At 68.7% G+C, this 26,670-nt stretch carries 19 protein-coding genes and 6 pseudogenes; 19 read left to right on the top strand and 6 right to left on the bottom strand.

From position 1 onward, the window contains the following. Nucleotides 1–455: 455 nt before the first annotated feature. Nucleotides 456–2,690: a penicillin acylase family protein gene (locus OG456_RS40135; RefSeq protein ID WP_266570010.1), complete on the top strand. Its 2,235-nt coding sequence runs from the start codon at nucleotides 456–458 to the stop codon at nucleotides 2,688–2,690. Nucleotides 2,691–3,193: 503 nt separating this feature from the next. Here OG456_RS40135 and OG456_RS50925 read toward each other — a convergent pair. Beyond that, nucleotides 3,194–3,319 (bottom strand): annotated as a pseudogene (locus tag OG456_RS50925) (XRE family transcriptional regulator); the annotation flags it as partial. A 478-nt stretch (nucleotides 3,320–3,797) separates the two neighbouring features. Here OG456_RS50925 and OG456_RS40130 point away from each other — a divergent pair. Continuing rightward, nucleotides 3,798–5,003 (top strand): cytochrome P450, encoded by a 1,206-nt coding sequence (locus OG456_RS40130; protein ID WP_266570744.1) that lies wholly within the window; start codon nucleotides 3,798–3,800, stop codon nucleotides 5,001–5,003. A 435-nt stretch (nucleotides 5,004–5,438) separates the two neighbouring features. Beyond that, nucleotides 5,439–6,506 (top strand): type III polyketide synthase, encoded by a 1,068-nt coding sequence (locus OG456_RS40125; protein ID WP_266570009.1) that lies wholly within the window; start codon nucleotides 5,439–5,441, stop codon nucleotides 6,504–6,506. Between the two features lie 239 nt (nucleotides 6,507–6,745). Here the strand turns inward: OG456_RS40125 and OG456_RS40120 are convergent. Beyond that, nucleotides 6,746–6,865, bottom strand: a pseudogene (locus OG456_RS40120) (IS5/IS1182 family transposase); the annotation flags it as partial. Nucleotides 6,866–7,518: 653 nt separating this feature from the next. Between OG456_RS40120 and OG456_RS40115 the strand changes: the two are divergent. Genes OG456_RS40115 through OG456_RS40105 form a run of 3 tightly spaced genes read left to right on the top strand, consistent with a single transcriptional unit; the run spans nucleotide 7,519 to nucleotide 10,969 of the window. Then, nucleotides 7,519–8,847: a uracil-xanthine permease family protein gene (locus tag OG456_RS40115; RefSeq protein ID WP_266570008.1), complete on the top strand. Its 1,329-nt coding sequence runs from the start codon at nucleotides 7,519–7,521 to the stop codon at nucleotides 8,845–8,847. After that, nucleotides 8,844–10,262, top strand: a complete 1,419-nt coding sequence (locus OG456_RS40110; RefSeq protein ID WP_266570007.1) for an amidohydrolase family protein — start codon at nucleotides 8,844–8,846, stop codon at nucleotides 10,260–10,262. Before OG456_RS40115 ends, OG456_RS40110 begins: the two co-directional genes overlap by 4 nt. Continuing rightward, nucleotides 10,259–10,969: a sulfite exporter TauE/SafE family protein gene (locus tag OG456_RS40105; protein WP_266570006.1), complete on the top strand. Its 711-nt coding sequence runs from the start codon at nucleotides 10,259–10,261 to the stop codon at nucleotides 10,967–10,969. Before OG456_RS40110 ends, OG456_RS40105 begins: the two co-directional genes overlap by 4 nt. 30 nt (nucleotides 10,970–10,999) lie before the next feature. On the opposite strand, the gene OG456_RS40100 is transcribed toward OG456_RS40105, so the two are convergent. Further along, a complete protein-coding gene (locus tag OG456_RS40100) occupies nucleotides 11,000–12,040 on the bottom strand; it encodes a substrate-binding domain-containing protein (protein WP_266570005.1) in 1,041 nt (346 codons plus the stop codon). 492 nt (nucleotides 12,041–12,532) lie between these two features. Between OG456_RS40100 and OG456_RS40095 the strand changes: the two genes are divergently transcribed. Beyond that, complete coding sequence (locus OG456_RS40095; protein ID WP_266570004.1) at nucleotides 12,533–12,817, top strand: hypothetical protein; 285 nt, start codon at nucleotides 12,533–12,535, stop codon at nucleotides 12,815–12,817. Between the two features lie 290 nt (nucleotides 12,818–13,107). Here the strand turns inward: OG456_RS40095 and OG456_RS40090 are convergent, their stop codons facing one another. Next, nucleotides 13,108–13,581, bottom strand: coding sequence for an ArsI/CadI family heavy metal resistance metalloenzyme (locus OG456_RS40090; RefSeq protein WP_266570003.1), 474 nt, complete (start codon nucleotides 13,579–13,581; stop codon nucleotides 13,108–13,110). A gap of 79 nt (nucleotides 13,582–13,660) precedes the next feature. Between OG456_RS40090 and OG456_RS40085 the strand changes: the two genes are divergently transcribed. The 6 genes and pseudogenes from OG456_RS40085 (at nucleotide 13,661) to OG456_RS40060 (ending at nucleotide 19,399) form a co-directional block, all read left to right on the top strand. Continuing rightward, nucleotides 13,661–14,068: a helix-turn-helix transcriptional regulator gene (locus OG456_RS40085; RefSeq protein WP_266570002.1), complete on the top strand. Its 408-nt coding sequence runs from the start codon at nucleotides 13,661–13,663 to the stop codon at nucleotides 14,066–14,068. Further along, nucleotides 14,065–15,162, top strand: a complete 1,098-nt coding sequence (arsB, locus tag OG456_RS40080; protein ID WP_266570001.1) for an ACR3 family arsenite efflux transporter — start codon at nucleotides 14,065–14,067, stop codon at nucleotides 15,160–15,162. Before OG456_RS40085 ends, arsB begins: the two co-directional genes overlap by 4 nt. Further along, nucleotides 15,155–15,574, top strand: a complete 420-nt coding sequence (locus OG456_RS40075) for an arsenate reductase ArsC (protein WP_266570000.1) — start codon at nucleotides 15,155–15,157, stop codon at nucleotides 15,572–15,574. Before arsB ends, OG456_RS40075 begins: the two co-directional genes overlap by 8 nt. Nucleotides 15,575–15,771: 197 nt before the next feature. Then, nucleotides 15,772–16,999, top strand: a pseudogene (locus OG456_RS40070) (RNA-guided endonuclease InsQ/TnpB family protein). A gap of 20 nt (nucleotides 17,000–17,019) precedes the next feature. After that, a complete protein-coding gene (locus OG456_RS40065) occupies nucleotides 17,020–17,496 on the top strand; it encodes a GNAT family N-acetyltransferase (protein ID WP_266569999.1) in 477 nt (158 codons plus the stop codon). Between the two features lie 241 nt (nucleotides 17,497–17,737). Next, nucleotides 17,738–19,399 carry an alpha/beta hydrolase gene (locus tag OG456_RS40060; protein ID WP_266569998.1) on the top strand — a complete coding sequence of 554 codons (1,662 nt, stop codon included), beginning with the start codon at nucleotides 17,738–17,740 and terminating at the stop codon, nucleotides 19,397–19,399. A 62-nt stretch (nucleotides 19,400–19,461) separates the two neighbouring features. Here OG456_RS40060 and OG456_RS40055 read toward each other — a convergent pair whose 3' ends face one another. After that, nucleotides 19,462–19,611: a hypothetical protein gene (locus tag OG456_RS40055; RefSeq protein WP_266569997.1), complete on the bottom strand. Its 150-nt coding sequence runs from the start codon at nucleotides 19,609–19,611 to the stop codon at nucleotides 19,462–19,464. Between the two features lie 113 nt (nucleotides 19,612–19,724). Between OG456_RS40055 and OG456_RS40050 the strand changes: the two genes are divergently transcribed. The 3 genes and pseudogenes from OG456_RS40050 to OG456_RS40040 all read left to right on the top strand — a co-directional run. Continuing rightward, nucleotides 19,725–21,299: an SDR family oxidoreductase gene (locus OG456_RS40050; protein ID WP_266569996.1), complete on the top strand. Its 1,575-nt coding sequence runs from the start codon at nucleotides 19,725–19,727 to the stop codon at nucleotides 21,297–21,299. 49 nt (nucleotides 21,300–21,348) lie between these two features. Continuing rightward, nucleotides 21,349–22,722, top strand: coding sequence for a deoxyribodipyrimidine photo-lyase (locus OG456_RS40045; protein ID WP_266569995.1), 1,374 nt, complete (start codon nucleotides 21,349–21,351; stop codon nucleotides 22,720–22,722). 9 nt (nucleotides 22,723–22,731) lie between these two features. Further along, nucleotides 22,732–22,905: pseudogene (locus OG456_RS40040) on the top strand (cryptochrome/photolyase family protein); the annotation flags it as partial. Nucleotides 22,906–23,045: 140 nt separating this feature from the next. Here OG456_RS40040 and OG456_RS40035 read toward each other — a convergent pair. Continuing rightward, nucleotides 23,046–23,251, bottom strand: a pseudogene (locus tag OG456_RS40035) (cryptochrome/photolyase family protein); the annotation flags it as partial. Between OG456_RS40035 and OG456_RS40030 the strand changes: the two are divergent. The 3 genes and pseudogenes from OG456_RS40030 to OG456_RS40020 form a co-directional block, all read left to right on the top strand. Continuing rightward, nucleotides 23,251–24,003: pseudogene (locus OG456_RS40030) on the top strand (MMPL family transporter); the annotation flags it as partial. The pseudogenes OG456_RS40035 and OG456_RS40030 sit on opposite strands and share 1 nt — an antisense overlap. Before the next feature lie 309 nt (nucleotides 24,004–24,312). Further along, nucleotides 24,313–24,876 (top strand): DUF4383 domain-containing protein, encoded by a 564-nt coding sequence (locus OG456_RS40025; RefSeq protein ID WP_266569994.1) that lies wholly within the window; start codon nucleotides 24,313–24,315, stop codon nucleotides 24,874–24,876. Nucleotides 24,877–25,073: 197 nt separating this feature from the next. Next, on the top strand, nucleotides 25,074–26,312 hold the full coding sequence (locus OG456_RS40020) for an NAD(P)/FAD-dependent oxidoreductase (protein ID WP_266569993.1): 1,239 nt from the start codon (nucleotides 25,074–25,076) through the stop codon (nucleotides 26,310–26,312). Nucleotides 26,313–26,670 lie beyond the last annotated feature (358 nt).

Raw genomic sequence — 26,670 nt, 5'->3', positions numbered from 1 at the left:
TCTTTGGAACTGCCTGAGGAAGTGGCCGACGAACGTCCCGAGCAGGGATGTTGATCCCCTCCTGGTGACAGCCCGTCACATTGGGCATCAGCCGGCAGCCGCGCAGGTGGGACAGCCGCTCGTCACCGGACGAAGTACTTCCGATTGCAGTGGGGTGAGGGCTTGTCAGGGCGCTGCTTCCTGGATAGGACTGTCCGCGTAGGTGATCACCGGAACGTGCGTGTGCCGTCCGGATGGTCACCTCGGTCGTGGTTGCCGGCTGCGCGGTGGGGGTGACGATCAGGGTGATGACCGAGGGCGTCATCGCGTTGGGGTCCCACGGGCGAAGGGCCAAGGGCGACGGGAGCGCCGAATCGGGCGGGCAGAGCGCCAAGGGGCCGGCACGCGGACCACCGCTCACCACACCGGGCGAAGCCGAACGATCCCCTGATCCTCGAAGGAGAGTGGAGCAACTCATGAGCCATGCGCAGAACCCCGGGGTGAGCCGGCGTCGCGTTCTGGGTGGAGCGGCCGGGCTGGCCGTTGCCGCGGCGGGGCTGCAGACCGGTGCCGCGTTCGCGCTGCCGGCGCAGGCACTGCCCGACGAGGCCCGCAGGGGCCGACACGCCGAACGGGTCACGATCACGCGGGACGACTGGGGTGTTCCCCACATCGTGGGCGAGACCGATGCCGACGCGGTGTTCGGGATGATGTACGCCCAGGCAGAGGACGACTTCAACCGGATCGAGCAGAACTACCTCGTCGCCATGGGCCGTCTCGCCGAGGCCGAGGGCGAGAGCGCGATATGGCAGGACCTGCGCCAGCGGCTGTTCCTCGACCCGGAGGAGCTGAAGAAGAACTACGCGAAGTGTCCGGCGTGGCTGCGCGCGTTGATGCGGGCCTGGGCGGACGGACTCAACCACTACCTCGCGACACACCCCGAGGTGCGCCCGCGGGTGCTCGACCGGTTCGAGCCGTGGATGCCGCTCAGCTTCTCCGAAGGCAGCATCGGCGGCGACATCGAATCGGTGCTGCTCACCCAGCTCGAAGCGTTCTACGACAAGAGCGACGTACCGATGACCGACGAGGAGCGCGGCCTCGTGCAGCGCGAACCCACGGGGTCCAACGGCTTCGCGATCGCACCCAGCCACACGCGGGACGGCCACGCACTGCTGCTGATCAACCCGCACACCAGCTTCTTCTTCCGCGCGGAACAGCATGTGACGAGCCGCGAGGGACTCAACGCCTACGGTGCCGCCACCTGGGGGCAGTTCTTCATCTACCAGGGCTTCAACGCGGACACGGGCTGGATGCACACGACGAGCGGTGTCGACAACATCGACGAGTTCGCCGAGACGATCGTGACAGGGGCCGACGGTGCCCGCTCCTACCGTTACGGCGACGAACTGCGCCCCGTCACGACGAAGAAGGTCACGCTCTCCTTCCGTACCGATGACGGCGGGCAGAAGGAGCGCACCTTCACGACGTACGCGACGCACCACGGCCCGATCGTGCGCGAGACGGACGGCAAGTGGATCGCGTGTGCGCTGATGAACAAGCCCGTCGAGGCCCTCCAGCAGAGCTACCTGCGCACCACGACGCGGGACTATGCCGGCTATCTCAAGGTCGCGGGCCTGAAGGCGAACAGCTCGAACAACACGCTCTTCGCGGACTCGAAGGGCGAGATCGCCTTCCTGATGCCGCAGTTCATGCCGGTGAGGGACAACCGTTTCGACTATCTCCAGGCCGTCGACGGCAGTGACCCGGCGACCGACTGGCATGGCCTGCACACCTTGGACAGCATGCCGCAGGCCGTGAACCCGAAGAACGGCTGGGCGTTCAACACCAACAACTGGCCCTGGACCGCCGCCGGCGCGGACAGCCCCCACAAGGCCGACTATCCGCGCTACTTCGACCGGTTCGGCGAGAACCCGCGCGGGCCGCATGCCATCCGGGTACTGACCGCGCGCAACGACTTCACCCCGCAGACGCTGATCGAGGCCGCGTTCGACCCGTATCTCACCGCCTTCGCGCGGCTGCTGCCGGGGCTCGTGGCGGCATGGGACCAACTGTCCGAGGGGAACGGGCAGAAGAAGAAGCTGGCCGGCCCGATCGGCCTGCTGCGCGACTGGGACCTCCGGTGGTCCGCGGACTCGACCGCGACCTCAGTAGCCGTGTTCTGGGGCGAGGACATGTGGGCACTCACGACCCAGGCGGCCGCAGACGCCGGAATGTCGGTATGGGACTACATCGCCGACCGCGCCACGGACGCGCAGAAGCTCGGCGCGCTCGAGACGGCGGTACAGCGGCTGCAGCGGGACTTCGGCGGCTGGCAGGTGCCGTGGGGTGACATCAATCGCTACCAGCGCAACGACGGTGCGATCGTTCAGGAGTTCAGCGACGACAAGCCCAGCATCCCGGTGCCCTTCACCTCCTCGCGCTGGGGCTCGCTCGCCTCGTTCGGCGCGATGGCCTACCCGGGAACCAAGCGTTACTACGGCACCAGTGGCAACAGTTTCGTGGCGGTCGTGGAGTTCGGGCCACGACTGCGCGCCTGGGCGGTGACGGCGGGCGGAGTGAGCGGACACCCGGACTCGCCCCACTTCGGCGACCAGGCCGAACGCTATGCGCGGGGCGCCCTGCGGCCCGTCTACTTCTATCCAGAGGACCTCAAAGGCCACGTCGAGCGGAGGTACCGCCCCGGCACGTGACAGGCCGCCCGGTGGCGATGAGCACGGCAGGAGGACCCGGGCAGGCAAGCCGTACGGGTCACGAACTGACTTGTGCGGGGCGCCGGGCCGCGGGTCCGGCGCCCTCCTCCCGCGGTCATCCGGCGAAGGTGAGACCGATGCGGTGAGTGCGGGCTGTCGTAAAGTCCTGGGCCGGCCGGGCACTGCCCGAAATCCAGAGCACCTGGCCGGTCGGGCCGGGCTCGACCTGTGCGGTCACCTCTTTCGAGCGGTGCCTGCGGGAGTGGTGTGCTTTGGCCAGGGGCTGTCTGGCCAACCCAACGGTGTAAGTCGTGGGGTTGGCGTTACGGCGGCCGACCCGCGGCGGTCAACCGGCAGCCGTGCCACGCTTCTTCCGCGCCGGAAACAGTTCCTGACGCGGCAGCGGGGGAGTGATCACCCAGACGACCTCGGCGTCGACCGGGGCCGGGGTCGGACCACTCATGAGCGGACCGGGCCGAGAAGGTGAGGGAGTCGCCGGACTGCAGGTGCCGAGGTGTTCCGTCGACGACCAGTTCGAGACTGCCCCGTATCGCCAGCGCGAAGATGGAATCCACCTGGAGGCTGTAGGCGGCGTCGGATCCCCCGCCCGGTTCCAGGCTGGTGCGCATCGCCTGCAGACGGGTCTCGTGCTAGGGGGTGAGGAGGAACTCCCGCAGTCCCTCACCGGTGTACTCCAGCCGGATACCGGATGGAGTACCCACTGCTCGTGCGTCTGCGTTGCCCGTGCAAAACCGGTGCGGAGCGAGTCCGCGACCCTCTGCCGTGACTGCTCGCGCAAGGCTGAGGGCGAAGCGGCCCAGCAGCCGTCCCCGACTCGCCACTGACACTCCCTGATGCGCAAGGAATGTTGCGGCAGGGGTGACACGCCGAGGGGCGAGACCGGGCCACTTCTCGTGGGGATGCCGACACCCTGGCCGGAGCACCTGCACTTCGCCGAATTGCAGGTTGCCGTGACCTGCCCTGAGCCCTGAGCGGCACGGATGAACTGCTTGGTGCATGCGGGCGAATCGGGTATGGCCAGGTGGCGAGCCGGGTACGGCTGTCGGGTCCAGAGCAGCAGTAGGTGCCACTCACTTGGAGATCCGCATGACCCCCGGCTCCGACGCGCGTCAATGTCCATTCGACTTTGCAGAGGCCCTCGAGTTCGATCCGATGCTCAGACAGCTCATGAACGAGGGACCTGTCTCCCGGATCCGGCTGCCCTTCGGCGAGGGCACGGCGTGGCTCGTCACCGGCTACGACGACGTGCGGACGGTGACTACGGACCGGCGTTTCAGCCGCCATGCTGTCGCCGGCCGTGACTTCCCGCGCATGACACCCGAGCCGATCGTCCAGTCCGAGGCGATCAATCTGATGGACCCCCCGGCCGGCAGTCGCCTGCGCAGCCTTGTGTCGAAGGGCTTCGCCCCGGCTCACATCGAGCGCATGAGGCTGCGCACCCAGAATGTCGTCGACGAGCTGCTCGAACAGATGGCGGGACACGGTACCCCCGCCGACATCATGGAGCATCTTGCCGGACCACTGCCTCTGATCACGATCTGTGAGGTTCTGGAGATCCCCGAGGCGGACCATGCACAACTGCGCGCCCACGCGCGGACGATGATGGATGTCGGGGCCGGGAACCGGGATGCCGCGGTACGGGCGAAGGCCGAGTTGCGCGCCTACTTTGCGACACTGACCGCGCAGCGACGCAAGAATCCCGGTGACGACCTCATCAGCGTGCTGGCGACGGCCCGCGACGGCGACGAGATCCTCAATGACGAGGAGTTGGCCGTCATGGCCATGGTCCTGCTGATCACAGGGCAGGATACGACGACGTACGAGATCGGCAACCTGACCTACCTGTTGCTCACCCGGCCCGATCTGCTCGCGACCGTGCGCGAGCGCCCCGAGTTGCTGCCCGGGGCGATCAACGAACTGCTGCGCTTCATCCCCTTCCGCAAGGGGGTCGGTATCCCCCGGGTGGCCATGGAAGACGTGTCCCTGAGCGGGGTGAGCATTCAGGCGGGCGACATCGTGCATGTCTCCTACCTGACCGCAAACCGGGACGCGCGCAAGTTCGACCGCCCCGACGAGGTAGACCTGGAACGTTCCGGCCCGCCTCACATGACCTTCGGCTGGGGCGCCCATCACTGCCTGGGCGCACCGCTGGCCGCCGCGGAAATCGAAATCGCCCTCGGAACGCTCCTTGAGCGTTTTCCTCGCCTCGCGCTGGCCAAGCCCGCCGAAGAACTGCAATGGAACGCGACATCGATCTGGCGCTATCCCCTCGCGTTGCCCGTCACCTGGTGACAGGCCGGCACATGACCGCAGCGCCGGGCGGGGCCACCTCGCGCGCGTAACACTGCGCGCCCCGCTCGGCGCGATGGCGAGCTTGAGCGGCATCAGCCGGCTGCTCACGGCCCCGCGCGGCCGTGAGCAGCCGAGGAGGACGGCGCCTTGACCCTGGTCACGCCGACTGCGGGGAGTGGCGGTCCGACGTGCGGCGGTGATCCACCTGGCGTACGTTGAATTGCGCTGGCCAATCCCAGCGGCGGCGTCTCTGGCAGGCCGTGCCGCCCGGCCGGGACGCATTGTGCGACGGTCGCATCGACCGTGTTCCCCTCAGGTATTCCAGTGCGCGCCGTCTTAGTGCGCCCAGGGCAGCAGGGGCTCTCTGCCAAGCGCTGAACCCTCAGGACCGGTCCCGGTCGCGCCCGGGCCCACCAACTGCAAGGAGTCACTCCCATGGCAGTGCTGTGCAAGCCGGCAATCGCGATACCCGAGCACGTCATCACCAATGAGGAAACCCTCGAACTCGCGCGGAGGCTGCACCACGACCATCCACAACTCGACCTGGCACTGAGCCTGATCGAGAACACCGGGGTACAGAAGCGGCATCTGATCCAGCCCATTGATGAGGTCCTCAAGCATCCGGGACTGGATGCGCGCAGCGCCGTCTACGAGACGGAGTCCAAGGCCCGCGTCCCGAAGGTGGTTCAGCGGGCACTGGACCAGGCCCAACTCGAGCCCCCGGACATCGACTTGATCATCTACGTGTCCTGCACGGGCTTCATGATGCCCTCGCTGACCGCGTGGCTCATCAACACCATGGGCTTCAAATCGCAGACACGGCAGCTGCCCATTGCCCAACTCGGTTGCGCTGCAGGCGGAGCCGCCGTGAACCGGGCGCACGACTTCTGCAGGGCGTACCCCGACGCCAATGTCCTGATCGTGGCCTGTGAGTTCTGCTCGCTGTGCTACCAGCCAGATGACATCGGTGTGGGATCGCTGCTCTCCAACGGTTTGTTCGGTGACGGCATCGCCGCCGCTGTCGTCCGGGGGAACGGCGGCACCGGAATGCGCCTGGAGCGCAACGGCTCTTACCTCATACCCCACACCGAGGACTGGATCTCTTACGCGGTCCGCTCCACCGGTTTCCACTTCCAGCTCGACAAGCGGGTACCGAAAACGATGGAGCCCCTCAGCCCCGCGCTGCGGGCCCTGGCGGAAGAGCACCAATGGAACGTCGGCAAACTGGACTTCTACATCGTCCACGCCGGCGGGCCGCGCATCCTGGACGACCTGAGCCGCTGCCTCGACATACCGCCCGAGGCGTTCCGCTTCAGTCGGGCCACACTCACCGAGTACGGAAACATCGCCAGCGCAGTCGTCCTCGACGCCCTCGGCCGCATGTTTGACGAGCAGTCGGCACTCGAGGGTCATAAGGGCCTGATAGCCGGTTTCGGTCCCGGCATCACCGCCGAGATCGCGCTGGGTACCTGGGCGACGGACAGGGAGGGCCTTGCTGCCTGACCCCCAGCCGAGGGGAACTGCCGAGGGGAACAGGTAGCCGGCCCCGCAGGGCACCCGGCCGGCCGCATGCCGGCGGGGTGCCCCGCGGCCGTACCCGGACACCGAGGTTCTGTGTGCTCTGGTCGGCACGGCCGGAGCTGGGAGGCCAGCCCGCACCAAGTGGAGCCGCCCGCCACGAACTGCCGCCCGGCCGACGCGAGGTGACGGCGCTCGACATCAACGGCGCTGCCGTAGCAGACCGCCACCAGCAGCACCCGGCCCTCCAGTGGCAGACACCACGGACTGCCTGTGCAGACCATGCCTGCCCTTTCACGCCGCAGTCGTGTCACCAGCTTGCTGAAGCGGCGTATACGGGACAATTCTCAAGTCGGCTCTGGTCGCGGGGTGTTGGCGCGCAGGGCGTTTTGCTTCTGCGGATCCAAGACGATGTGCATGGGTTCTTGTCGGGCGCGGCGGCGGGCCTCGGTGTCAGGGGGCTGGCGGGGGCAGGGCCCGGCAGGCGGCATTCGTGGAGTTGCGTGCCGCACCGGCGACTGCCGTCATGTCGCCGGCGTCGCTCCTGCGCAACACGAAGAGTTTGGGATCCATGGCCGGTCTGCTCGGTGGGCAGGTTGTGGCCTCTCTTGACGGTGGATCCGGGGGCTCCCATACTGGCGGCCAAATCGATTTGGCCAAATCGATTTGGCTCTCCGTCCAGGGCCGGATCGCGGCTGATATCCGAGCGTGCCGTACGCCCGAACGGAGCCCGAACATGTCCAGTCCCCACCCGAGCCGGCCGCCGGCCGGCCAACCGCCGGCCTCCGGTCCTGCGGCCAAGCACCCCGCAGACGAGCCCACCGCCCTTCCGTCCCAGAGCGCCGACACCTTCGAGACCGCCAATTCCCGGCTCACGCAGGCAGTCGACCCGGATGAACGTCCCCATCCCGAGGGTCATCGTCCCGACGGTGCGCGCCCTGAAAGTGCTCGTCCCGACACCACCGGGTCCTCGCCAGGCGAAGGTGCCCCACCCGGCGTGCACCCCGTGGACGAGTCGCGCCCGCTGGGGCGGATCCTGCTCTTCGGGATTCAGCACGTCCTCGTGATGGCCGCCACCCCCATCTCGGCAATCTTCCTGATGAGCGCCACCCTCGGCCTCCGCGCCGGTCTCACCGTCGATCTGCTCTCGGCGGCCTTCGTGCTCTCCGGGGTGGGATCGCTGATCCAGTCGCTCGGGCCCTGGAAGTTCGGTCCGCGGCTGCCCTTCGTGATGCTGCCGGGCGGGGCTCCGCTCATTCTGTTCCTCGCGATCGCCGAGCAGCACGGCGTGCGCGTCGCCACAGGCGCGGTGGTCCTGACAGCGGTGTTCACCTTCGTCGTGCTGCCTGTCTTCTCCCGGCTGCTCGCGTACTTTCCCGCCCTGGTCATCGGCACCATGATCGTCATCGTCGGCGTCAACCTGGTGAAGGTCGGCGCGGTCCTCGTCACGGGACAGCCCGGCTCGCCCGGCTTCGCCGATCCCACCAACCTCGGTCTCGGCATGGCGACGATCGGGTTCACCATCGTCTTCTACCTGTTCTTCAGCGGCATCCTGCGCCAACTCGCCGTCATGTTGGGCCTGTTCGCCGGCACCGCGCTCGCCGCCGCGGTCGGCGCCATCAGCGGCACAGGTGCTACAGGCGGCGGACTGGTGAACCTGCCGCACCTGATGCCCTTCGGCTCACCCGAGTTCAACCTCGTAGCCGCCCTGCCTCTGATGCTCTACAGCCTGGCCTCCATGGCCGAGGCCACCGGCCAGACCGTCATCAACGCCGAGGCCGTCGGCAAGAAGATCGACAAGCGGACCGACGTGCCGAAGACCGTCCGCGCTGACGCACTCACCTCGCTCTTCGGCGGATTCTTCGGCCTGCCACTCATGGTCACCAGCGGGGAGAACATCGGCATCGTCCGTGTCACCGGCGTCCGTAGCCGGTTCGTCACCGCCGCTGCCGGAGTCGTGCTCATCGTCATCGGATTCCTCGCACCCGTCACCCGTGCAATCAGCGTCATCCCGACCGCTGTCGTCGGCGGCACCGCCATGGTCGTCTTCGCCGTCATCACCGTGCTCGGCATCCAGATGCTCGGCCGCTCCGACCTCGACAAGCACACCAGCACCTTCATATGCGCCGTCGCACTCGCACTGGGGCTCCTGCCCATCCTCGTCCCCGGCGTGTATCGGGCGTTCCCGCCCAACGTCCGCATCCTCCTCGAAAGCGGCGTCGCCGTAGGCACGTTCACCGCCGCCGTACTCAACATCCTCTTCCACCATGTCAGGCCAGGCGTCGCCGCCCGTCTGACCACCGCACGCACAGAAAGCGACCGATGAACCAATCCGACCGCGATTTCCTCGCCGGCCCCGGCCCGCGCCTTCTCGTACCGGGCGCGGTCCTGCTGCCCGAAGGCCCCGCCGACGGCTGGGCCGTCACGATCGACGACGGTCGCTTCGAAGCCGTCGGACCGGCGGACGAACTGGAGCGCGCGCACCCGCAATTGCCGGCCGTACGACTGCCCGGCCATCTGCTGATGCCCGGATTCGTCGACGCCCACCACCACCTCACCCAGAGCTTCGGCTCCGCACTCGCCTTCGGGGAGCCCTCCGAGATCTTCCGCCGGGTCTGGGTACCGCTGGAAGGCGCGCTGGACGAGGAATCGGCCTACACCGCGGCCAAGCTGGCCGCCCTCGAAGCGCTGCGCGGCGGATTCACCACCGTCACTGACGCCGGCACGCGCGCCGGTGTCGACGTCGACGTGGTCGCGTCCGCCGCGCGTGACGCCGGCATCCGCTGCGTCCTGGGCCTCGTCTGCAACGACGCGGACCAAGAGGACGCGACGGACCACCCGGCCGTTCTCGAGCAGGCCGAAAAGCACCTCGCCCGCTACGACGGCGATCCGCTCGTCCATCCGTCCCTGGCCGTCTCCATCCCCGAGGCGGCAACCGAACGCACCCTGCACGCCACCGCCCGCCTCGCCGCCGAGGCCGGGGCCGTCGTCCAGATTCATGTCAACGAGCACCTCGCCGGCGTGGAACGTTCCCTCGTACGACACGGGCTGCGGCCCCTCGAACACCTGCACAGCGTCGGCGCGCTCGGCCCCCAACTGCTCGCCGCGCACGCCACGATGCTCACGCCCCGCGAGCTGACCCTGCTCGCCGACACAGGAACCGCCGTCAGCTACAACCCCGTCGCCAGCGCGTGGAAGGGCAACGCGGTCGCGCCCGCGACCTCCATGGCCGAGCGTGGCATCCGCTTCGGGCTCGGTACCGACGGCACCCGCGGCGACGGCTTCCGGCTCGCGGAGGCCGCCGAGTTCGCGCAGCGCCTCGCGTACGGTCTGGCGACCGGTGACGCGTCGTGCGGTGCGGGCTGGACGTGGCTGGAGCGCGCCAACCGGGGCGGCGCGGATGCCGTTGGGCTCGGCGCCCGCACCGGCACCGTCGCGCAGGGCATGGCGGCCGACTTCCTTCTCGTCGACGTCGACACCCCGGAGCTGGCGCTCTCCTGGGACCTGCCGTGGGAACTCGTCCGACGCGGCAACCGGGACCAGATCACCGCCGTCTTCGTCGCCGGGCGACTGCGTATGTGGCACGGCCGGCCGACCGACTGGGACGGGTCCGAACTGGTGAGACGGGCGGCGGAACTGGCCCGCGCCGCCGTCGCCAGGGCGAACGTCACGCGGGTGCACCCCACCTCCACGGCATCACGGGCACTGACCCGGCCACAGGGTCGGAGCACGGCGCAGTGAGTACACAGATACTGGCGGTTCTCGCCGTGACGGTGGCCATCGCCGCCTTCGTCCAGGGCAGCAGTGGACTGGGCTTCGCGCTGATTGTCGCGCCCGTGGCCGGAATCCTCGATCCCGCCCTGGTCCCGGTCTTCGTCCTCGCTTCGATGATCCCGCTCAACCTGTACGTCGCCTGGCGCGAACGATCCTCGCTCGACCTGCGCGGCGCGGGCTGGATCACCGGGGCGCGGCTCGCCGCCACCCCGGCCGGTCTCGCGGTGCTCTGGCTGATCCCGGAACGCAGCCTCGGCCTGTTCGTGGGCGGCGCCACTGTGCTCGCGGCCGTCGCGAGCCTGACCGTGCCCGCGTTCACGCCCGGGCGGGCCGCATACGTCGGCGCGGGCGCGGTGACCGGGCTGACCGAGACCGCTACCGGTGTCGGCGGGCCTCCGCTCGCGCTGGTCTACCAGCACCGGCCGCCCGCCGAACTGCGCTCCACGGTCGCCGCGTGCTTCCTCATCGGGGAAGTCGCCTCCCTGGCGCTGCTGTTCGCGACAGGGAAAGCGGAGGTCGCTGAGCTCGGCGAGGCAGTCGCGCTCCTGCCCGCGATCGCGGCCGGTGCGTGGCTCAGCCGCCTGGTGCATCACCGTCTGGACGCGCGCAGGATGCGTCTGTTCGTGCTGGTCTTCGCCCTGGTCTCCGGGCTCGTCCTGATGCTCCGGGCCTGAACGGGGCCGGGCCCGAACGAGTCCCGGGACTCAGTTCCGGCCGGCTCGTATCGACGAAGCCCGGACGATCACCTGTGGGTTCGGGGACACCGCCACCGACGGCGTGGCGGTGTCCCCGCGAAGCCGCCCCAGCAATAGCTCCACCGCGTCCGACGCCGCCTTGTCCAGGTGCAGATCGACCGCCGTCAGAGGCGGTTCACAGGTACGGGCACGCAGGCCGTCGTAGCGGGTGACGACCATGACGTCGTCCGGTACGGTCCGCCCGCTGTCCCGGATCGCCCGGAGCGCCCCCACCGCGAAGGCATCGACCAGCGCGCAGACCGCGTCGACGTCCGGGTGTTCGGCGAGCAGTTCGGCGCACCGCTCGTAACCCGCTTGCTCACCGCCCGACTCCGGGACCCTCGCCACGATCGGCGTCCAGCCGTGCCGCTCGGCGACGCGCTCGTACGCGGTGAGCGCATCGACGGATGAATGCCGCGAACCGGAGCCCACGATCAGCGCGGGCCTCACCGCACCCTGCTCGTGCAGGTGCGCCAGCAGCAGCTCCACCACCAGATCACCGCGCAGGTCGACGTACGGCGCGGCCTCCTCGGCGGACACCGGCCTGCCGAGCGTCACGTACGGCAGGCCGCGTTCGCGCAGCTGGGCGACCGCGGCATCATCCACTTCCGGTTCGACCACGATGGCTCCGTCGATGTCGACGGAGTACAGCGCGGAATCCGACTGCACGGGCGGTACGAGCACGAGTGCGTAGTCGTGAAGGAGCGCGCTCTCCGCGGCCGCCGCCGCGACCTCCATGTAGAAGCCGAGCCGTGACGGCCCGCCCGCCACCGCGAACGGCATCGAGGAGGCCAGCGCAATGGCCTTCGCCTGTCCACGCCGCAGCCGCTGCGCCCGAAGGTTGGGGCGGTAGCCCAGCTCCGCCGCGACCTGCCTGACGCGCTCCCGCGTCCGGGGATCGACCTTGCCGAGCCCGTTCAGGGCGTGCGACACGGTCGTGCGCGAAACGCCGGCGACGCGTGCGACATCGGCGATCGTCGGCGGCCTCGAGCCGGGGGCGGAAGTAGCCATCTGCGCGAAGACTCCTCGCTGGCGGGGACGGTGGACAGGTCCATCTTCGCCGACACATCCCTGGCCTGGGATCGAGTCACGACAGACACCTCCTGCGACCCACTGAGTGACCGGCATCGGAGCGTGGGCAGCCCGGTGCTTGACGCGGGTTGATCCAGGGCCCCAGCCCCCGCCCAAGCCACCGACGATGCCGAGGTCGCCGAGTCTGGTTCGAGGCCCTGTGGGAGAGGGACATGGAAGGCGTCGCCGCAGAACGCGCATCGAGCCGATCCGCAACGCTGTGATGACGATCTTTGAATTTCGGCTCTGACCGGACTTCCGTGAACTCCGGTTCGCCCAGCCCAGCCCAGCCCTGGCCGAAGCAGACGCCCGCGCTGGATCAACCAGTGCGCCTATCCGGGTCATGTCCGGGCGTCCCCCGAGCCGGAGACGCCCGGTGGGGGTAGGTCGTTTGCGCGCAAGGTGCCCTTGGGATCCATGAGGAGATCAGCTATGTACGCAGTGATTCGGCGTTACGAAGGTGTGACTGACTCCGCCGAGGCAGGACGCCGGGTGGACGAGGGATTCGTGGCTCTGCTCCGCCAAGTCCCCGGTTTCGTGGCCTACTACTGGGTGGACGCCGGGGACGGGGTGATGGTCTCCACCAGTGTCTTTGAAGACCAATCCGGGGCCGAGGAGTCGGTCAACCGTGCGGCGGACTTCGTACGGGACAGCCTCTCGTCGCTCCTCCCCAACCCTCCTCAGGTCACGGCAGGCCCGGTTGTGGCTGCTGGGTAGTGACCTTCGAGTGGGCCGCTGGTTCCTCGCTCCCTCCACTCCGACGTCCTGGCCCTTCACGGCTCTCCGACGAGCGCCTTGGTTTCGGCCAGTGGCGCTCTTCCCTTCATTTCGTTGGCTTTTGAAGCGTGTTGCGGTGGGCGAAGAGCGAATGTGAGGACGACCCGGCGACCGAAGGTCGCCGGGATCAGTGACGGTCAGACGGACTCGTTCAGGGGGCCCGTAGCAGGACGACGGCGGGCCGGGCGGCTTCGGGTGGCGGCCGCCGCGATCCAGTGGGCATCGCTGGGTCACTGTCCGCAGGCGCATGCCGCTGCGGTCGCTTCTTCGGCCGCGGGCTGGCTGGTGCAGCATCCGTCGCCGTTCACGTCGGGCTGGGCGCTCTTGCCGAGGGTGTCGGCGTCTGCCTTGACGACGTAGACCTCCCAGGGCTCCTGGCCCGGTCCGTGGACCCACACCTTGTCCTGGAGCGCGTAGCAGCAGGAGGTGTCGCTCTCCTCGAACGTTGCCAGGCCCGCCTCCTTCAGCCGCCCAGTTGTGGCGGTGACCTGGTCGGTGGTCTCGACCTCGACGCCGAGGTGGTCGAGGCGGGTTTCCTGGTCGGGCTCGCCCTCGATGAGGACGAGCTTCAACGGGGGCTCGGTGATGGCGAAGTTGGCGTAGCCCTCGCGCCGCTTGGCCGGTTCGGTGCCGAACAGCTTCGAGTAGAAGCTGATCGACGCTTCCAGATCGCTTACACGCAGGGCGAGCTGAGCGCGAGACATGGCGGTGCTCCTATCGAGTTGCATTGATGTTCTTCGATGCAACATTGCGCCCTGCATCGAAGCCTGTCAACATAGACGTATGTCGAAGCAAGAACTTGTGGTGTTGGGCCAGAGCAGCGGGACCGACGTCTGCTGCCCCGGGCTCCTGACCGCCCCGATGGACGAGACCCAGGCCGTTGAGCTGGCGAAAGTATTCAAGGCGCTGGGCGATCCTGTCCGCCTGCGTCTGCTGTCGATGATCGCCTCACAGGCAGGCGGGGAAGTCTGCGTCTGCGACCTGACGCCGGCCTTCGACCTGTCGCAGCCGACGATCTCTCATCACCTCAAGCTGCTGCGACAGGCCGGTCTCATCGACTGCGAGAGGCGCGGGACGTGGGTCTACTACTGGCTGCTGCCTGAGATGACCGACCGACTCGCGGGGATCCTGACCCGCCCGGCCGGCGAGCCGCTGCCCGCCCGCACGGAGACCGCCGGGGCTGCTTCGTGAGCACGAGCGCACCTGATCACGGCGTGGCGGGGCGCCTGTCATTCCTGGATCGCTACCTGGCCGTGTGGATCCTCGCCGCGATGGCGTTCGGTCTCGGTATGGGCCGCCTCATACCGGGGCTCGGGGACACATTGGCCACGGTGACCGTGAGCGGGGTGTCCCTGCCGATCGCGCTCGGTCTGCTCGTGATGATGTACCCGGTGTTGGCCAAGGTCCGCTATGACCGTCTCGACACCGTCACCCGAGACAAACGCCTGCTGCTGCCCTCACTGCTGCTGAACTGGATCGTCGGCCCGGCGCTCATGTTCGCCCTGGCCTGGCTGCTCCTGCCGGACCTGCCCGAATTTCGCACCGGCCTGATCATCGTCGGCCTTGCCCGCTGCATCGCCATGGTCATCATCTGGAACGACCTGGCCTGCGGGCACCGGGAGGCCGCCGCGGTCCTGGTCGCGCTGAACTCCGTGTTCCAGGTGATCGCGTTCTCGGCGCTCGGCTGGTTCTACCTGACGGTTCTGCCCGGCTGGCTGGGCTTGGAACAAACCGGCCTCGACGTGTCGGTGTGGGAGATCGCCCGCAGCGTGCTCATCTTCCTGGGCATCCCACTCGCCGCCGGATACCTCACTCGCCGCATCGGAGAGAAGGTGAAAGGCCGCACCTGGTACGAGGCGAAGCTGATCCCGCGCATCAGCCCCTTCGCCCTGTACGGGCTGCTGTTCACCATCGTCATCCTCTTCGCCCTCCAGGGCGACGCCATCACCTCCAAGCCGTTCGACGTGGTCCGCATCGCCCTGCCACTGCTGGTCTACTTCGCGCTGATGTGGGCCGGATCGATGCTGCTGGGCAAGGCCGTTGGCCTGGACTACCCGCGCGCCACCACGCTGGCTTTCACCGCAGCGGGCAACAACTTCGAGTTGGCCATCGCCGTGGCCATCGCGACGTTCGGCGCCTCCTCCGGGCAGGCCCTGGCCGGTGTCGTCGGCCCGCTCATCGAGGTACCGGTACTGATCGGGCTCGTGTACGTGGCGCTGTACGCCCGGCGCTGCTTCACTGCCCCCAATGCGCCCGCACTCCAGGAAGATCCCGCCCATGTCTGACGCCGTCCTGCCCTCGGTCCTGTTCGTCTGCGTCCACAACGCCGGACGCTCCCAGATGGCCGCGGCCTTCCTCACCCACCTCGCCGGAGATCGCGTACAGGTGCGCTCGGCGGGCTCCGCGCCGGCCGACTCCGTCAACTCGGCCGTGGTCCAAGCGCTGACCGAGGTCGGCATCGACATCTCCGCCGAAGTCCCCAAGGTGCTCACCGCGGAAGCCGTCCAGGCATCCGACGTCGTCATCACCATGGGCTGCGGCGACACCTGCCCCGTCTTCCCGGGCAAGCGCTACCTCGACTGGCAACTCCCCGATCCCGCCGGCCAAGGAGTGGAGGCGGTCCGCCCGATCCGCGACGAGATCGCGCACCGTGTCCAAGGCCTGATCGACGAGATCGCACCCGAGCCCCGCGCATGACCGCACGTCCGCATCACCGGATTCCTCCGGGGATGCCCCGGCCTTGAGGCCGGGGAGGGATCGGACTCCTGCGGAGCAGGAGCAGGGGAAGCCGATTCGCCGGCAGGGTGGATCGGCGTCCGCCTGCCGTGGTGGTGAGGCAGCCCATTTTGGGTCAGAGCTCTCGACTGTCAGTCCTCCCGGATAGGTTGCTGTTTATGACGAGTGCGGCGCAGGAGAGGGCAGGTGTCGGGCATGCCCGTTACACCTTCCGCCTTCGTGTGTCGTCCACTGCGACTGGCGCCCTCGAAGCGGAATGGGCGCGGTGCCGGTGGCTGTGGAATGAGTGCTGCGCCCGCTCGAAGAAGGCGCACGCCGAGAACGAGGAGTGCGGTCCGGCCCGGCTGGACAAGATGCTGACCGAGGCGCGTGCCTGTATGGGCTGGCTGCGTGAAGGCTCCAGTGTTCCTCAGCAGCAGGTGATACGCGATTTCGCGAAGTCGCGGGCGAAGGCGCTGAAGGACATCAAGGCCGCTGTGCCGATGCGGCAGCGGGCCGGGATGCCCCAGTACAAGAAGAAGCACCAGGACGACCCGTCGCTGAACTACACCCGGCGGGGTTTTCGGCTCAAGGACGGCCGCCTGCACCTGGCGGGCGGCATCGCTGTGACGGTCGTGTGGTCGCGTGCCCTTCCCGAGCCGCCCTCCAGCGTCCGCGTCTACCGCGACAGCACCGGAGCTTGGTACGCGTCGTTCGTCGCCCGGGGCATGACCGAGACGCTGCCGGGAACCGGCCGGGTGATCGGGATCGACTGGGGTGTGAAGGAGATTGCGACCACTACCAGCGATGACCACGACCTTCCTCACCCGCAGCACGGGAAGAGTGCTGCCCAGCGCTTGGTGCACTATCAGCGGATGATGTCCCGGCGTAAGCCGAAGCGTGGATGCGCCGGGTCGAAGGGCTACCGCGAGGCGAAGCGGCAGGCGGCGAAGCTGCACAAGAAGGTGGCCCGGCAGCGTCAGGACACCGCCCGCAAGTGGGCCAAGAAGGTCGTCCGTGACCATGACGCCCTGGCCGTGGAGGACTTCCGGCCGAAGTTCCTTGCGAAGTCCACCATGGCCAGGAAGGCCGCTGACGCGGCGATCGGCGCGACCAAGACTGCCCTGGTCGAGATGGGCCGTAAGCACGGCCGGTGGGTGCATCTGGTGCACCCGGCGCACACCACGATGGACTGCGCAGACTGCGGAGCGAGAACCAAGCACGCGCTGCCTCTCTCAGAACGAACGTATACGTGCACCACGTGCGGGATGTCCCGGCCTCGGGACAAAAACTCGGCCCGTGTGATGCTCGTCCGGGCTGGTCTCTGTCCCGGCTAGTGCTGATCGTGTAAGACCTGCATCCCCGCCGGGGACCAGGCGACGTGAGCTAGGAATCCCCCTGCCTTAGCTGGGGGAGGTTTCAAATCGATGCGCCCCGAGCACGCCGCCGATGCCGTCCTGAAGATCTACCAACTCGGCATCGACGACGGAAACGCCACCTTCGAAACCACCGCACCCACCTGGCAGCACTTCCACGCCACCAGACTTCCCGAGCACTGCTACGTTGCCCTCGGCCCTGTCGGCTCCGTCCTCGGCTGGATCGCCGCCTCCGCAGTCTCAGACCGCTGCGTCTACGCCGGCGTGGTCGAGCACTCCGTGTACGTCCACCCCGACGTCCGTGGCCGAGGCATCGCCGGTGCTCTGCTCGACGCCCTGATCACCTCGACCGAGGCTGCGGGGATCTGGACCATCCAGTCCGGCGTCTTCCCCGAGAACGCAGCCAGTCTCGCCGTCCATCGCAGACGCGGCTTCCGCGAGATCGGCACCCGCGAGCGCATCGGCCGGCACCACGGTGTGTGGCGTGACGTCGTCATGATCGAGCGACGCAGCCGAGCCATCGCGTAGGTCGCGGCCACGACGTCGGCATCCTCGCCTCGACGAAGCCGACGATCGAGCCCTCACGCGGCGGAAGGCCAGGAGCCGGCCGGGTGCCACGGGCCTGTCGTCGGGGGCACTGTGAGGGGGGTTCGCCCGATTGGCCGCGATCGGCTCGCGCGCGTTGTCGGGCCGCGGTGCCGTTGGCACAGATGCGTGACGACGTCCAGCACGGAAGGGCGTCCGGCCCTCGGGGTTGGAAGGACAAGGCATGCACATATCGGGACCGACAGTGGGTCGTCGGGTTTGTGCCGCGGTCGTCGCCGCGTTGGTGACCTACTCGACCGTTCTGACCGGGGAGAACCTCGCCGCGGCCGGAGGTATATCCACAGCTTCGGTGCCGGCCCCCAAGCTGGACTGGAGAGCCTGCGTTCAAGGCAGCCCGTTCGACTGCGCGACCGCGAAGGTGCCACTGGACTACGCCAATCCAGGCCGTCGCACCATCGAACTGGCAGTCATCAAACGCAAGGCGACCGACCCCGGTCGCCGCATCGGCACCCTGCTCTTCAACCCCGGCGGACCCGGCGGGCCGGGAACGGTCCAGATGCCACAGGACTACAAGTTCTTCCCGCGCGAGGTGCGGGAGCGGTTCGACATCGTCAGCTGGGACCCCCGCGGGATCGGCAGCAGCACCGCGGTGAACTGCTTCGCGACTCCCGGGGAAGCCGCCGCGTGGAACGCGGGCAAACCGGCCGGCGTCCCGGTGGGCGCACAGCAGCGAGCGGCCGTGTTCGCCGCGTACCAGGACCTGGCCCGGCGCTGTGAACGGCGTGACCCCGAGCTGCTGCGTCATGTGTCGACCGCCGACACCGCTCGCGACCTCGACGGGCTGCGCCAGGCGGTGGGCGACGCTCAACTCACCTACCTCGGAATCTCCTACGGCACGATCCTGGGCGCCACCTACGCCAACTTGTTCCCCGGCAGGGTCCGCGCCATGGTCCTAGACAGCGACATCGATCCGCAGGCCTGGACGAACCACGCCTCCGACGCGGAACCCCGGCTGACCACGTTCCTGCGTATGGGCGTGGACCGCTCCGCGGCAGTGGTCCTGGACCGGTTCCTCACCCTGTGCGGATCCACGGACACCGCGGGCTGCGCCTTCTCCGCCGGCGGCCCGAAAGCGACCCGGGACAGGTTCGAACAGCTGATGCTGCGGCTGCGGGCGCATCCCGTGGGTGAGTGGACCTACGGCCGCACGATCGCCGACGTGGTGCCCCGCCTCTACGTCGTCCACCCGGGCTGGACGGACCTCGCCGGAAGGCTGCGGGACCTCTGGCAGGGCCGCGTCCCTAAGGAGCCCCCGCTCCCACCCCCGCCGCCGGTGCCGCATCCGAATCCGTACCTCGGCGAGGAACAGGCGGGTGCGGTGGTCTGTGGCGACAGCCCCAATCCTCGTGACCCCGCCGTCTACCCCGCCATGGAAGAGGCCGCCGCCGCACGCGCGGGCGACGCCGGACGCTTCTGGACGTGGGCCACCGCGGGGTGTGTCTCCTGGCCGGCCGTCGCGGCCGACCGCTACTGGGGTCCGTGGAACAGGCCGACGGCACACCCGGTCTTGCTGGTCGGCACCAAATACGACCCCGCCACTCCCTATGCGGACGCGCAGGCGCTGGCCGGGGAATTGGCCGACGCCCGTCTGCTCACCCATGAGGGATACGGTCACACCGCGCTGATCAACCCCAGCAGCTGCGTGAAGACGTACGAGAGCCGGTACCTCGTCGACGGCACGCTCCCGCCGGCCGGAACGACCTGCCGGCAGGACAAGCCCCCGTTCCCCGCGCCCAAGCCGGTCGGCGGCGTCGCCACCGACGCGCCCAAGCCGGTCGGCGGCGTCGCCACCGGCGGCGGTGGGATGGCCGGCACCGTCCACTGAGTCGGCCACAGCCACCCGGCCTGGGCATGGGCCGACTCGATCGAGCTCCTTACCTGTGTCCCTCAGGCGAGCCGTTCATCGCGGATGCCGACGACGACTATGAAGGCGAGTACGAGGCCCGCCGGGACGGCATCGGAGACAAACCAGGAGTGAGTGCCGTCGCCTGCCCTGCCAAGCCTTGTTCCGGCCGATTCCCCGAGCACCGCATCCATGACAGCGCTCCGCTGCGAAACATCTATGTCGGTGGGCGTCCATCGTGGCGTGCCACTCGGAGCAGGCGCGAAGCGCCGGAAGGGAACTTGGCCGAGCGTTGGGAGGACGAGCCATGGTGGACAACCGACAACGCTCCGAGGAGCCGCTGCACTGCCTCGTGACCGGGGCCTCCGGGTACATCGGAGGCAGGCTGGTGCCGGAACTGCTGGCGGCCGGTCACCGGGTCCGCTGCATGGCTCGCTCGCCCGCCAAGCTGCGTGATCATCCCTGGGCCGGTGACGTCGACACGGTGCGCGGTGACGTTCAGGACGCCGAGTCGGTCGCTGAGGCTCTGCGCGGTATCGATGTCGCCTACTACCTGGTGCACTCGCTCGGCTCCGGTCCCGACTTCGAGGCAGCCGACCGCCGTGCCGCCGCGATCTTCGCCGCGCAGGCGCACGCCTGCGGGATCCGGCGGATCGTCTACCTCGGCGGACTCACCCCCCGGGGCATCCCCGAAAGTTCTCTCTCCCCACACCTGCGTTCCAGGGCCGAAGTGGGGCACATCTTTCTCGACGGACCGGTCCCCGCGACCGTTCTGCGGGCCGCCGTCGTGATCGGCTCCGGCTCCGCGTCCTTCGAGATGCTGCGCTATCTGACCGAACGTCTGCCGGTCATGGTCACACCCAGTTGGGTACAGACCCGTACCCAGCCCATCGGGGTGCGCGACGTACTGCGCTACCTCGTCGGCTCGGCCACCATGACCGCCGAGGTCGACCGGGCGTTCGACATCGGCGGGCCCGAAGTGCTGACCTACCGCGAGATGATGCGCCGCTACGCCACCGTGGCTGGACTGCCGCGGCGGCTCATCGTGCCGGTTCCGGTGCTCACCCCGAGGCTGTCGAGTCACTGGGTGGGTCTGGTCACCCCGGTGCCGGCCGCGCTGGCCCGGCCGCTCACCGAGTCGTTGCGGTACGAGGTCGTCTGCGGCGAACACGACATCGCGACCTGTGTGCCGGACCCTCCGGGTCGGCCACTGCCGTTCGATGAGGCGCTCGCGCTGGCACTGCGCCGGGTCCGGGAGGCCCAGGTCGTCACCCGCTGGTCCTCCGCGTCCGCTCCGGGTGCCCCCAGCGATCCGCTTCCCACTGACCCGGACTGGGCGGGCGGCAGCCTTTACCAGGACGAACGCCTGAGCCCGGTGGATGCCTCAGGCGAAGCCCTGTGGAGGGTGGTCGAGGGGATCGGCGGGGAAAACGGGTGGTACTCCTTCCCGCCGGCTTGGGCCGTGCGGGGCTGGCTGGACCGGTTCGTCGGCGGCGTCGGTCTGCGGCGCGGACGCCGCGACACCCAGCGTCTGCGGGTCGGCGACTCACTGGACTTCTGGCGGGTCGAGGAGATCGAACCTGGGCGGCTGCTGCGTTTGCGGGCGGAGATGCGTCTGCCAGGTCTTGCCTGGCTGGAGATGCGGGTCGAGACGGAGCCACAGGGCGGCACCCGCTATCGGCAGCACGTCCTGTTTCACCCGCGAGGTCTGCTGGGACACGTCTACTGGTGGCTCGCCTTCCCGTTCCACGCCGTTGTGTTCCGCGGTATGACACGCAACATCACCCGGGCCGCGGCCAAGGGTGCGCAGGCGCGCGTGAACGGGGTACGCCCAGTCCGCATCCGAAGCGACCGCCGAACGGGAAGAACCTCGCAGCGATAGCCGCAGCTTTTCCCCACCGCACCAGCAGCACTGCACCAGGAGTGATCCCATGACCGTCGCGGTCGTCCTGTTCACCTCGGACCTGCGGACGCACGACCACCCACCCCTGCGTGCCGCGGTCGCGGCGGCGGACGAGGTGGTGCCGCTGTTCGTGCACGACCCTGGTATCCGCGAGGCTGGATTCGCCGTGCCCAACAGGGAAGCGTTCCTGGCCGACTGCCTCGCCGACCTCGACGCCTCGCTGCGCGGCCTGGGCGGTCGGCTCGTCCTTCGGTCGGGACCCGTCGCACCGGAAGTGTGCGCCGTCGCGGGGGAGTCCGGGGCCACACAGGTCTACATGGCGGCCGGTGTCACCGGATACGCCCACCGCCGCGAACAACGGCTGCGCGACGCACTCCGCCGCCAGGGCGTGACCCTGCGCGTCTACGAAGGAGTGGTCACCGCGGTCGCTCCCGGTGCGGTGACTCCGGCCGGCTCCGATCACTACGCGGTCTTCACGCCCTACTTCCGTCAGTGGTCGAAGGAACCCCTGCGCGCGCCCCTCCCCGCGCCGCGCGTCGTGCGCGTACCCGACCGGGTGCAGGGCGAGGCACTGCCGTCCCGCTCGCGCATGTCCGGCGTCTCGCCGGGGCTGTTGACCGGAGGCGAGACGGCGGGACGCGAACGGCTCGCGCGCTGGTGCAGTGCCGACCTGGCAGGCTACGAGGAACGACACGACGACCTGGCCGGTGACGCGACCTCCCGGCTCTCGCCCCACCTCCACTTCGGGAGCCTCTCACCGGTCGAACTGATCCACCGGGCCCGGGGCCGCGGCGGGCCCGGCGCCGAGGCGTTCGTGCGTCAGGTGTGCTGGCGCGACTTTCACCACCAGGTGCTGGCCGCCCGCCCGGACACGGCGCGGCGCGACTACCGCACGCGGCACGACTCCTGGCGGACCGAGAAGGACGCGGCGCAGGACATTGCCGCCTGGCGCGACGGCCGCACCGGCTACCCGGTGGTCGACGCGGCGATGCGCCAACTGCGCCACGAGGGATGGATGCACAATCGGGCCCGTCTGCTGGCCGCGAGCTTTTTGACCAAGTCGCTGTACGTGGACTGGCGCATCGGAGCGCGGCACTTCCTCGATCTCCTCGTGGACGGCGACGTCGTCAACAACCAGCTCAACTGGCAGTGGGTCGCCGGGACCGGCACCGACACTCGTCCCCACCGCGTGCTCAACCCCGTACGTCAGGGCAAGCGCTACGACCCGGACGGCGGTTACGTACACCGGTGGGTTCCGGAGCTGGAAGGGGTCGAGGCCGACACCGTGCACGAGCCCTGGCGGTTGCTGCCGGACCAACGCGCCGCCCTTGACTACCCGGCGCCGCTGGTCGACCTGGCGGACGCGCTGGCGCGCTTCAAGCACGCCCGCGGCCGGGACTGAGGACCGCTCGTGCACTGGCTGTTCGGAGACCAGCTCGGGCCCCACTTCCTCACTCCTGGGCAGGACGGTCCCGGCCGGAACGACCCTCTGCTCATGATCGAGGCGCGTTCCGTGTTCCGGCGGCGTCGGTTCCACCGGGCCAAGGCACACCTCGTGCTGTCCGCAAGGCGTCACCGGGCTGCCGCCGGGGAAGTGCTCGGCAAGGGTGGCCTGGGCCTGCACCGACGGCGCGTCGTTGACGTAGATCTCGTCGAGCGGGACGCGCTTGGAACTCAGAGTGGGAGCGAAGACAGCGCACACCAGGAGGCCGCCCAGCGCCATGGACCGCCCCGGCCGTCCGCCCAGGCGGCGAAGTCCGCCATCGGCACCAGAAAGCCCCGCGCCGGTCCCTCGCGGACCTGCGGCATCGCCCGCACCAGTCGCAGCGCGCCGTACGAAGTGGGGTGATGCACGGTCACCGAGCGGCCTCGCGCCGCGCGCTCCACTCGGTCCCGGTAGGTGGCGGCCCGACCCAGGTCACGCGGTCGCCCAGGCTCCGGAAATCCGGCTGTGGTGATCGCCGACGCCCGGCACGAGAAGCAGATCATCGAGCGGGCCAAGGCGACCGACGGTGTTGCCGGAAAGATCCGCGTCGACGTCACCTTGAAGGACGCCGCTGACAGCGACGCCGCCAAGGCCACGGTTTCCCGGATGCGCTCCGCGCTGCACCAGGTCGACGGCGCCGACGCTCTGGTCGACGGCTACACCGCCCAGCAGTACGACACCCGGACGACCGCGGAACGCGATCGCATGCTGATCGTTCCCGTTGTCCTGGCCATCATCCTGATCATTCTCGTCGCACTGCTGCGCTCCGTCCTGCTGCCGCTGATCCTGGTCGCCACAGTGGCCCTCAACTTCGCGGCCACGCTGGGGATTTCCTTGCTCGTGTTCCGGCACGTCTTCGGGTTCTCGGGCACCGATGCCTCCGTGCCGTTGTACGGGTTCGTGTTCCTGGTGGCGCTGGGCGTGGACTCCAACATCTTCCTGATGTCCCGAGCCCGGGAAGAGTCACTGGAACACGGCGTTCGTGTGGGCATCCTCAGGGCACTCGTCACCACCGGCGGAGTGATCACCTCGGCTGGTGTCGTGCTGGCCGCGACGTTTGCCGCTCTCGGCGTCATCCCCCTGGCCTTCCTCGTGCAGATCGCCTTCATCGTCGCCTTCGGCGTGCTTCTCGACCCGCTGGTGGTGAGGTCGCTGCTGGTTCCCGCGCTGGTCCGGGACATCGGACCGAGAGCGTGATGGCCCGGGCGCCTGAGCCGCCGGACGGATGACCCGATCGTGCCTGCCGACGACCACCTCCGTCGACAGGCACGCATGCCCGCTTCGGGCGTGGCGGCGCCCAACGAGGTGGCCGGCACCCAGCTGTGCTGAGGAGCTCGCCCTTCACTCATTGGCTCAGGGTCGGCCGGTTCCGCATGAACGCTCTCTTTTTACGGAGCCGGACCGCGGAGGGTGATTTTCGCGCTGCATGCAACCGTGGGCTGCATTCGCACAGAAGCGATGTCGGGGGCACAAGGCGGAGCAAGCGAGCAGAGAGGTGCCCGCGTCATGGAGCTCAAGGATGAACTTCCCCTCGACCACAAGCTGGCGCAGGTATACCGCTGGGGTGCCGCTTTCTGCGGCGTGGTGCTGCTGGTCTTCGGCTGTTTCGGCCTGGCCGACCAGCTGAGCCCCTTCAACACGGACGGCGGCCAGATCGCGGGCATGAGCACGAACGGCGTCCTCAGCCTCATTTCGGTGGTCGTCGGACTCGCCCTCGTTGTGGGGGGCGTCATCGGCGGCAACTTCGCCTCGACGCTCAATATGGCCGTCGGCACCCTGTTCCTGATCAGTGGGTTCGTTCACCTATTCATCCTGGACAAGGGCGCGAATGTGCTCGATTTCGGCATGACCAACGTCATCTTCAGTTTCGTGATGGGGCTGGTCATCCTGACGTTCGGCATGTACGGGCGTGTGTCCAGCCGGCTGCCGCACGACAACCCCTATTGGCGCAGGCGCCATCCGCGGGAAGCGGAGGCAGAGGCTGCCGCGCATCGGGCCCTGCAAGCGGGCCGCCCCGCTGCCATCGCTCAGTGCGAGGCTTCCAAGGCCCTGAGCGCCGGATCCCAGTAGAGCCTTGCGCGCGGGCCGTCCTCAGCGGCCCGCGCCCAGGGGTGACCCCTGTCGGCTCATGTCATTGCATGGCACGGCCCAGGCTCCGGAGCGCATTCCGCATCCGCGATGAGCACACGCCAGGAACGAGCCGACAGTGACAGCAGGGCGGCCTGAGAGGGCGCCGTTGGGTGGAGCTTCAGCCGTGGAGGTGTCTTATGGTCCGCACAGACGGACAGACCGACGTCGTGGTCGTCGGAGCAGGGGTTGCGGGGCTCGCATGCGCGGCTGATCTCCAGGCAGCCGGTCTCCGCGTCCAAGTGCTTGAGGCCTCGGACGGAGTGGGCGGCCGGATGCGGTCCGATCGCGTCGACGGATTCGTGATCGACCGCGGCTTTCAGGTCTTCAACACCGCCTATCCGCAGGTTCAGCGCCGACTGCGGCTGCGCGACCTGCGGTTGCGGCCTTTCACCCCCGGCGTGCAGGTCCACACCGACACCGGGAAGATCGCGCTCTACGATCCGATGCGCCGTCCCGATGCGCTGGGTGGACTGCGCCGCCAGTCGGTGATGTCTGCCCGCGACGCCGTCGCGCTCGGGGCGATGTCGGTCCGCGACATGCTGCTTCCCGCGTCAGTGCTCAAGCGCGGCGGAGAGCGAACGACGCTTTCCGCTCTGCGCCGGGCCGGTATGTCCGAGGCATTCACCGAGGACGTGCTCAGGCCGTTCGTGTCCGGCATCTTCCTCGAGGACGAGCTGGAGACGTCCAGCCGCGTCTTCCACCTGGTGTGGCGCAGCATGCTGCGCGGAACATTGTGTCTGCCGACCGACGGCATCGAAGCGGTGCCGCGCACCCTCGCAGACGGTCTGAGTGATGCAACAGTGCGCCTAGAGACGCCCGTCGCGCAGCTGACGGACTGCGGTGTGATGACGGGGGCGGGGGCCTCCATCTCCGCCAGGGCGGTGGTGGTTGCGGCGGGGCCGCAAACGGCGGCCGCACTGCTTCCGCACATGGACGTGCCCGAATACCGAAGCGTGACGACGTACTACCACGCCATGGCGCCGTCACCGCTGAACGAGCCCGTCTTGATGGTGGACGCGCAGCGACGATTCCTGAACACCTGCGTGATCAGCGAAGTCGTGCCTTCCTACGCGCCGGCGCATCGCGCCCTGGTGGCCACTTCGGTGCTCGGCGCTGAAGGCCCCGGACGCGAAACGTCAACGCGCCAGGCACTGTCCGACGTGTACGGCACTGACACAAGTGCCTGGGACCTGGTGGCCGTGCGCAGCATCACGCACGCTCTGCCGGTGATGGCGCCACCGCACTCCTTGAGCCGTTCCTCGCGCGCGGGTAGCGGCCGCTATGTGTGCGGCGATCACCGCACCACTGGGTCGGTCCAAGGAGCGATGGCCTCAGGAGCGCGGGCCGCCCGTGAAGTCCTGCGGGACCTGGCCTAGGCCTCTCGTTTGGATCAAAACAGGGGGACGAGTGCGGCGGGCATGTTCAAGATGGCAATCCGGGGCGATACAGCCCTGGAGCCCATCCATTGAGAATGACCTGCGGCATCTGCTCAGTGAGTGGGACCCGATCGGCGTCGCCGACGACGTGCAGGACGAGTACGACTGCATGCTCGCCCCCGTGCTCCAGCGGCTCCGTGGCGGTGCCAACGAGACGGAGATCGGCGAGTTCCTGCGGCACGAGGTGGAGGAGCACTTCGGTCTCGGTTCTCTTGGCCTGCGACCGGAAGCGATGGCCATCGGCAACTGGCGGGGCGTCTACAACCGGCTGCGGGTGTGGTCTGCTGATGGGACCTGG

The sequence above is a fragment of the Streptomyces sp. NBC_01446 genome (assembly GCF_026340095.1).
Lineage (GTDB): Bacteria > Actinomycetota > Actinomycetes > Streptomycetales > Streptomycetaceae > Streptomyces > Streptomyces aureus.
Note: the sequence above shows the minus strand (reverse complement) of the source record. Positions and strands in the feature narration are given on the sequence as shown.

Coding starts and splice junctions, on each gene's coding strand:
- OG456_RS40135 (WP_266570010.1), top strand. CDS start 456: ATGAGCCATGCGCAGAACCCCGGGGTGAGCCGGCGTCGCGTTCTGGGT.
- OG456_RS40130 (WP_266570744.1), top strand. CDS start 3,798: ATGACCCCCGGCTCCGACGCGCGTCAATGTCCATTCGACTTTGCAGAG.
- OG456_RS40125 (WP_266570009.1), top strand. CDS start 5,439: ATGGCAGTGCTGTGCAAGCCGGCAATCGCGATACCCGAGCACGTCATC.
- OG456_RS40110 (WP_266570007.1), top strand. CDS start 8,844: ATGAACCAATCCGACCGCGATTTCCTCGCCGGCCCCGGCCCGCGCCTT.
- OG456_RS40100 (WP_266570005.1), bottom strand. CDS start 12,040: ATGGCTACTTCCGCCCCCGGCTCGAGGCCGCCGACGATCGCCGATGTC.
- OG456_RS40095 (WP_266570004.1), top strand. CDS start 12,533: ATGTACGCAGTGATTCGGCGTTACGAAGGTGTGACTGACTCCGCCGAG.
- OG456_RS40090 (WP_266570003.1), bottom strand. CDS start 13,581: ATGTCTCGCGCTCAGCTCGCCCTGCGTGTAAGCGATCTGGAAGCGTCG.
- OG456_RS40085 (WP_266570002.1), top strand. CDS start 13,661: ATGTCGAAGCAAGAACTTGTGGTGTTGGGCCAGAGCAGCGGGACCGAC.
- OG456_RS40075 (WP_266570000.1), top strand. CDS start 15,155: ATGTCTGACGCCGTCCTGCCCTCGGTCCTGTTCGTCTGCGTCCACAAC.
- OG456_RS40065 (WP_266569999.1), top strand. CDS start 17,020: ATGCGCCCCGAGCACGCCGCCGATGCCGTCCTGAAGATCTACCAACTC.
- OG456_RS40060 (WP_266569998.1), top strand. CDS start 17,738: ATGCACATATCGGGACCGACAGTGGGTCGTCGGGTTTGTGCCGCGGTC.
- OG456_RS40055 (WP_266569997.1), bottom strand. CDS start 19,611: ATGGATGCGGTGCTCGGGGAATCGGCCGGAACAAGGCTTGGCAGGGCA.
- OG456_RS40050 (WP_266569996.1), top strand. CDS start 19,725: ATGGTGGACAACCGACAACGCTCCGAGGAGCCGCTGCACTGCCTCGTG.
- OG456_RS40045 (WP_266569995.1), top strand. CDS start 21,349: ATGACCGTCGCGGTCGTCCTGTTCACCTCGGACCTGCGGACGCACGAC.
- OG456_RS40025 (WP_266569994.1), top strand. CDS start 24,313: ATGGAGCTCAAGGATGAACTTCCCCTCGACCACAAGCTGGCGCAGGTA.
- OG456_RS40020 (WP_266569993.1), top strand. CDS start 25,074: ATGGTCCGCACAGACGGACAGACCGACGTCGTGGTCGTCGGAGCAGGG.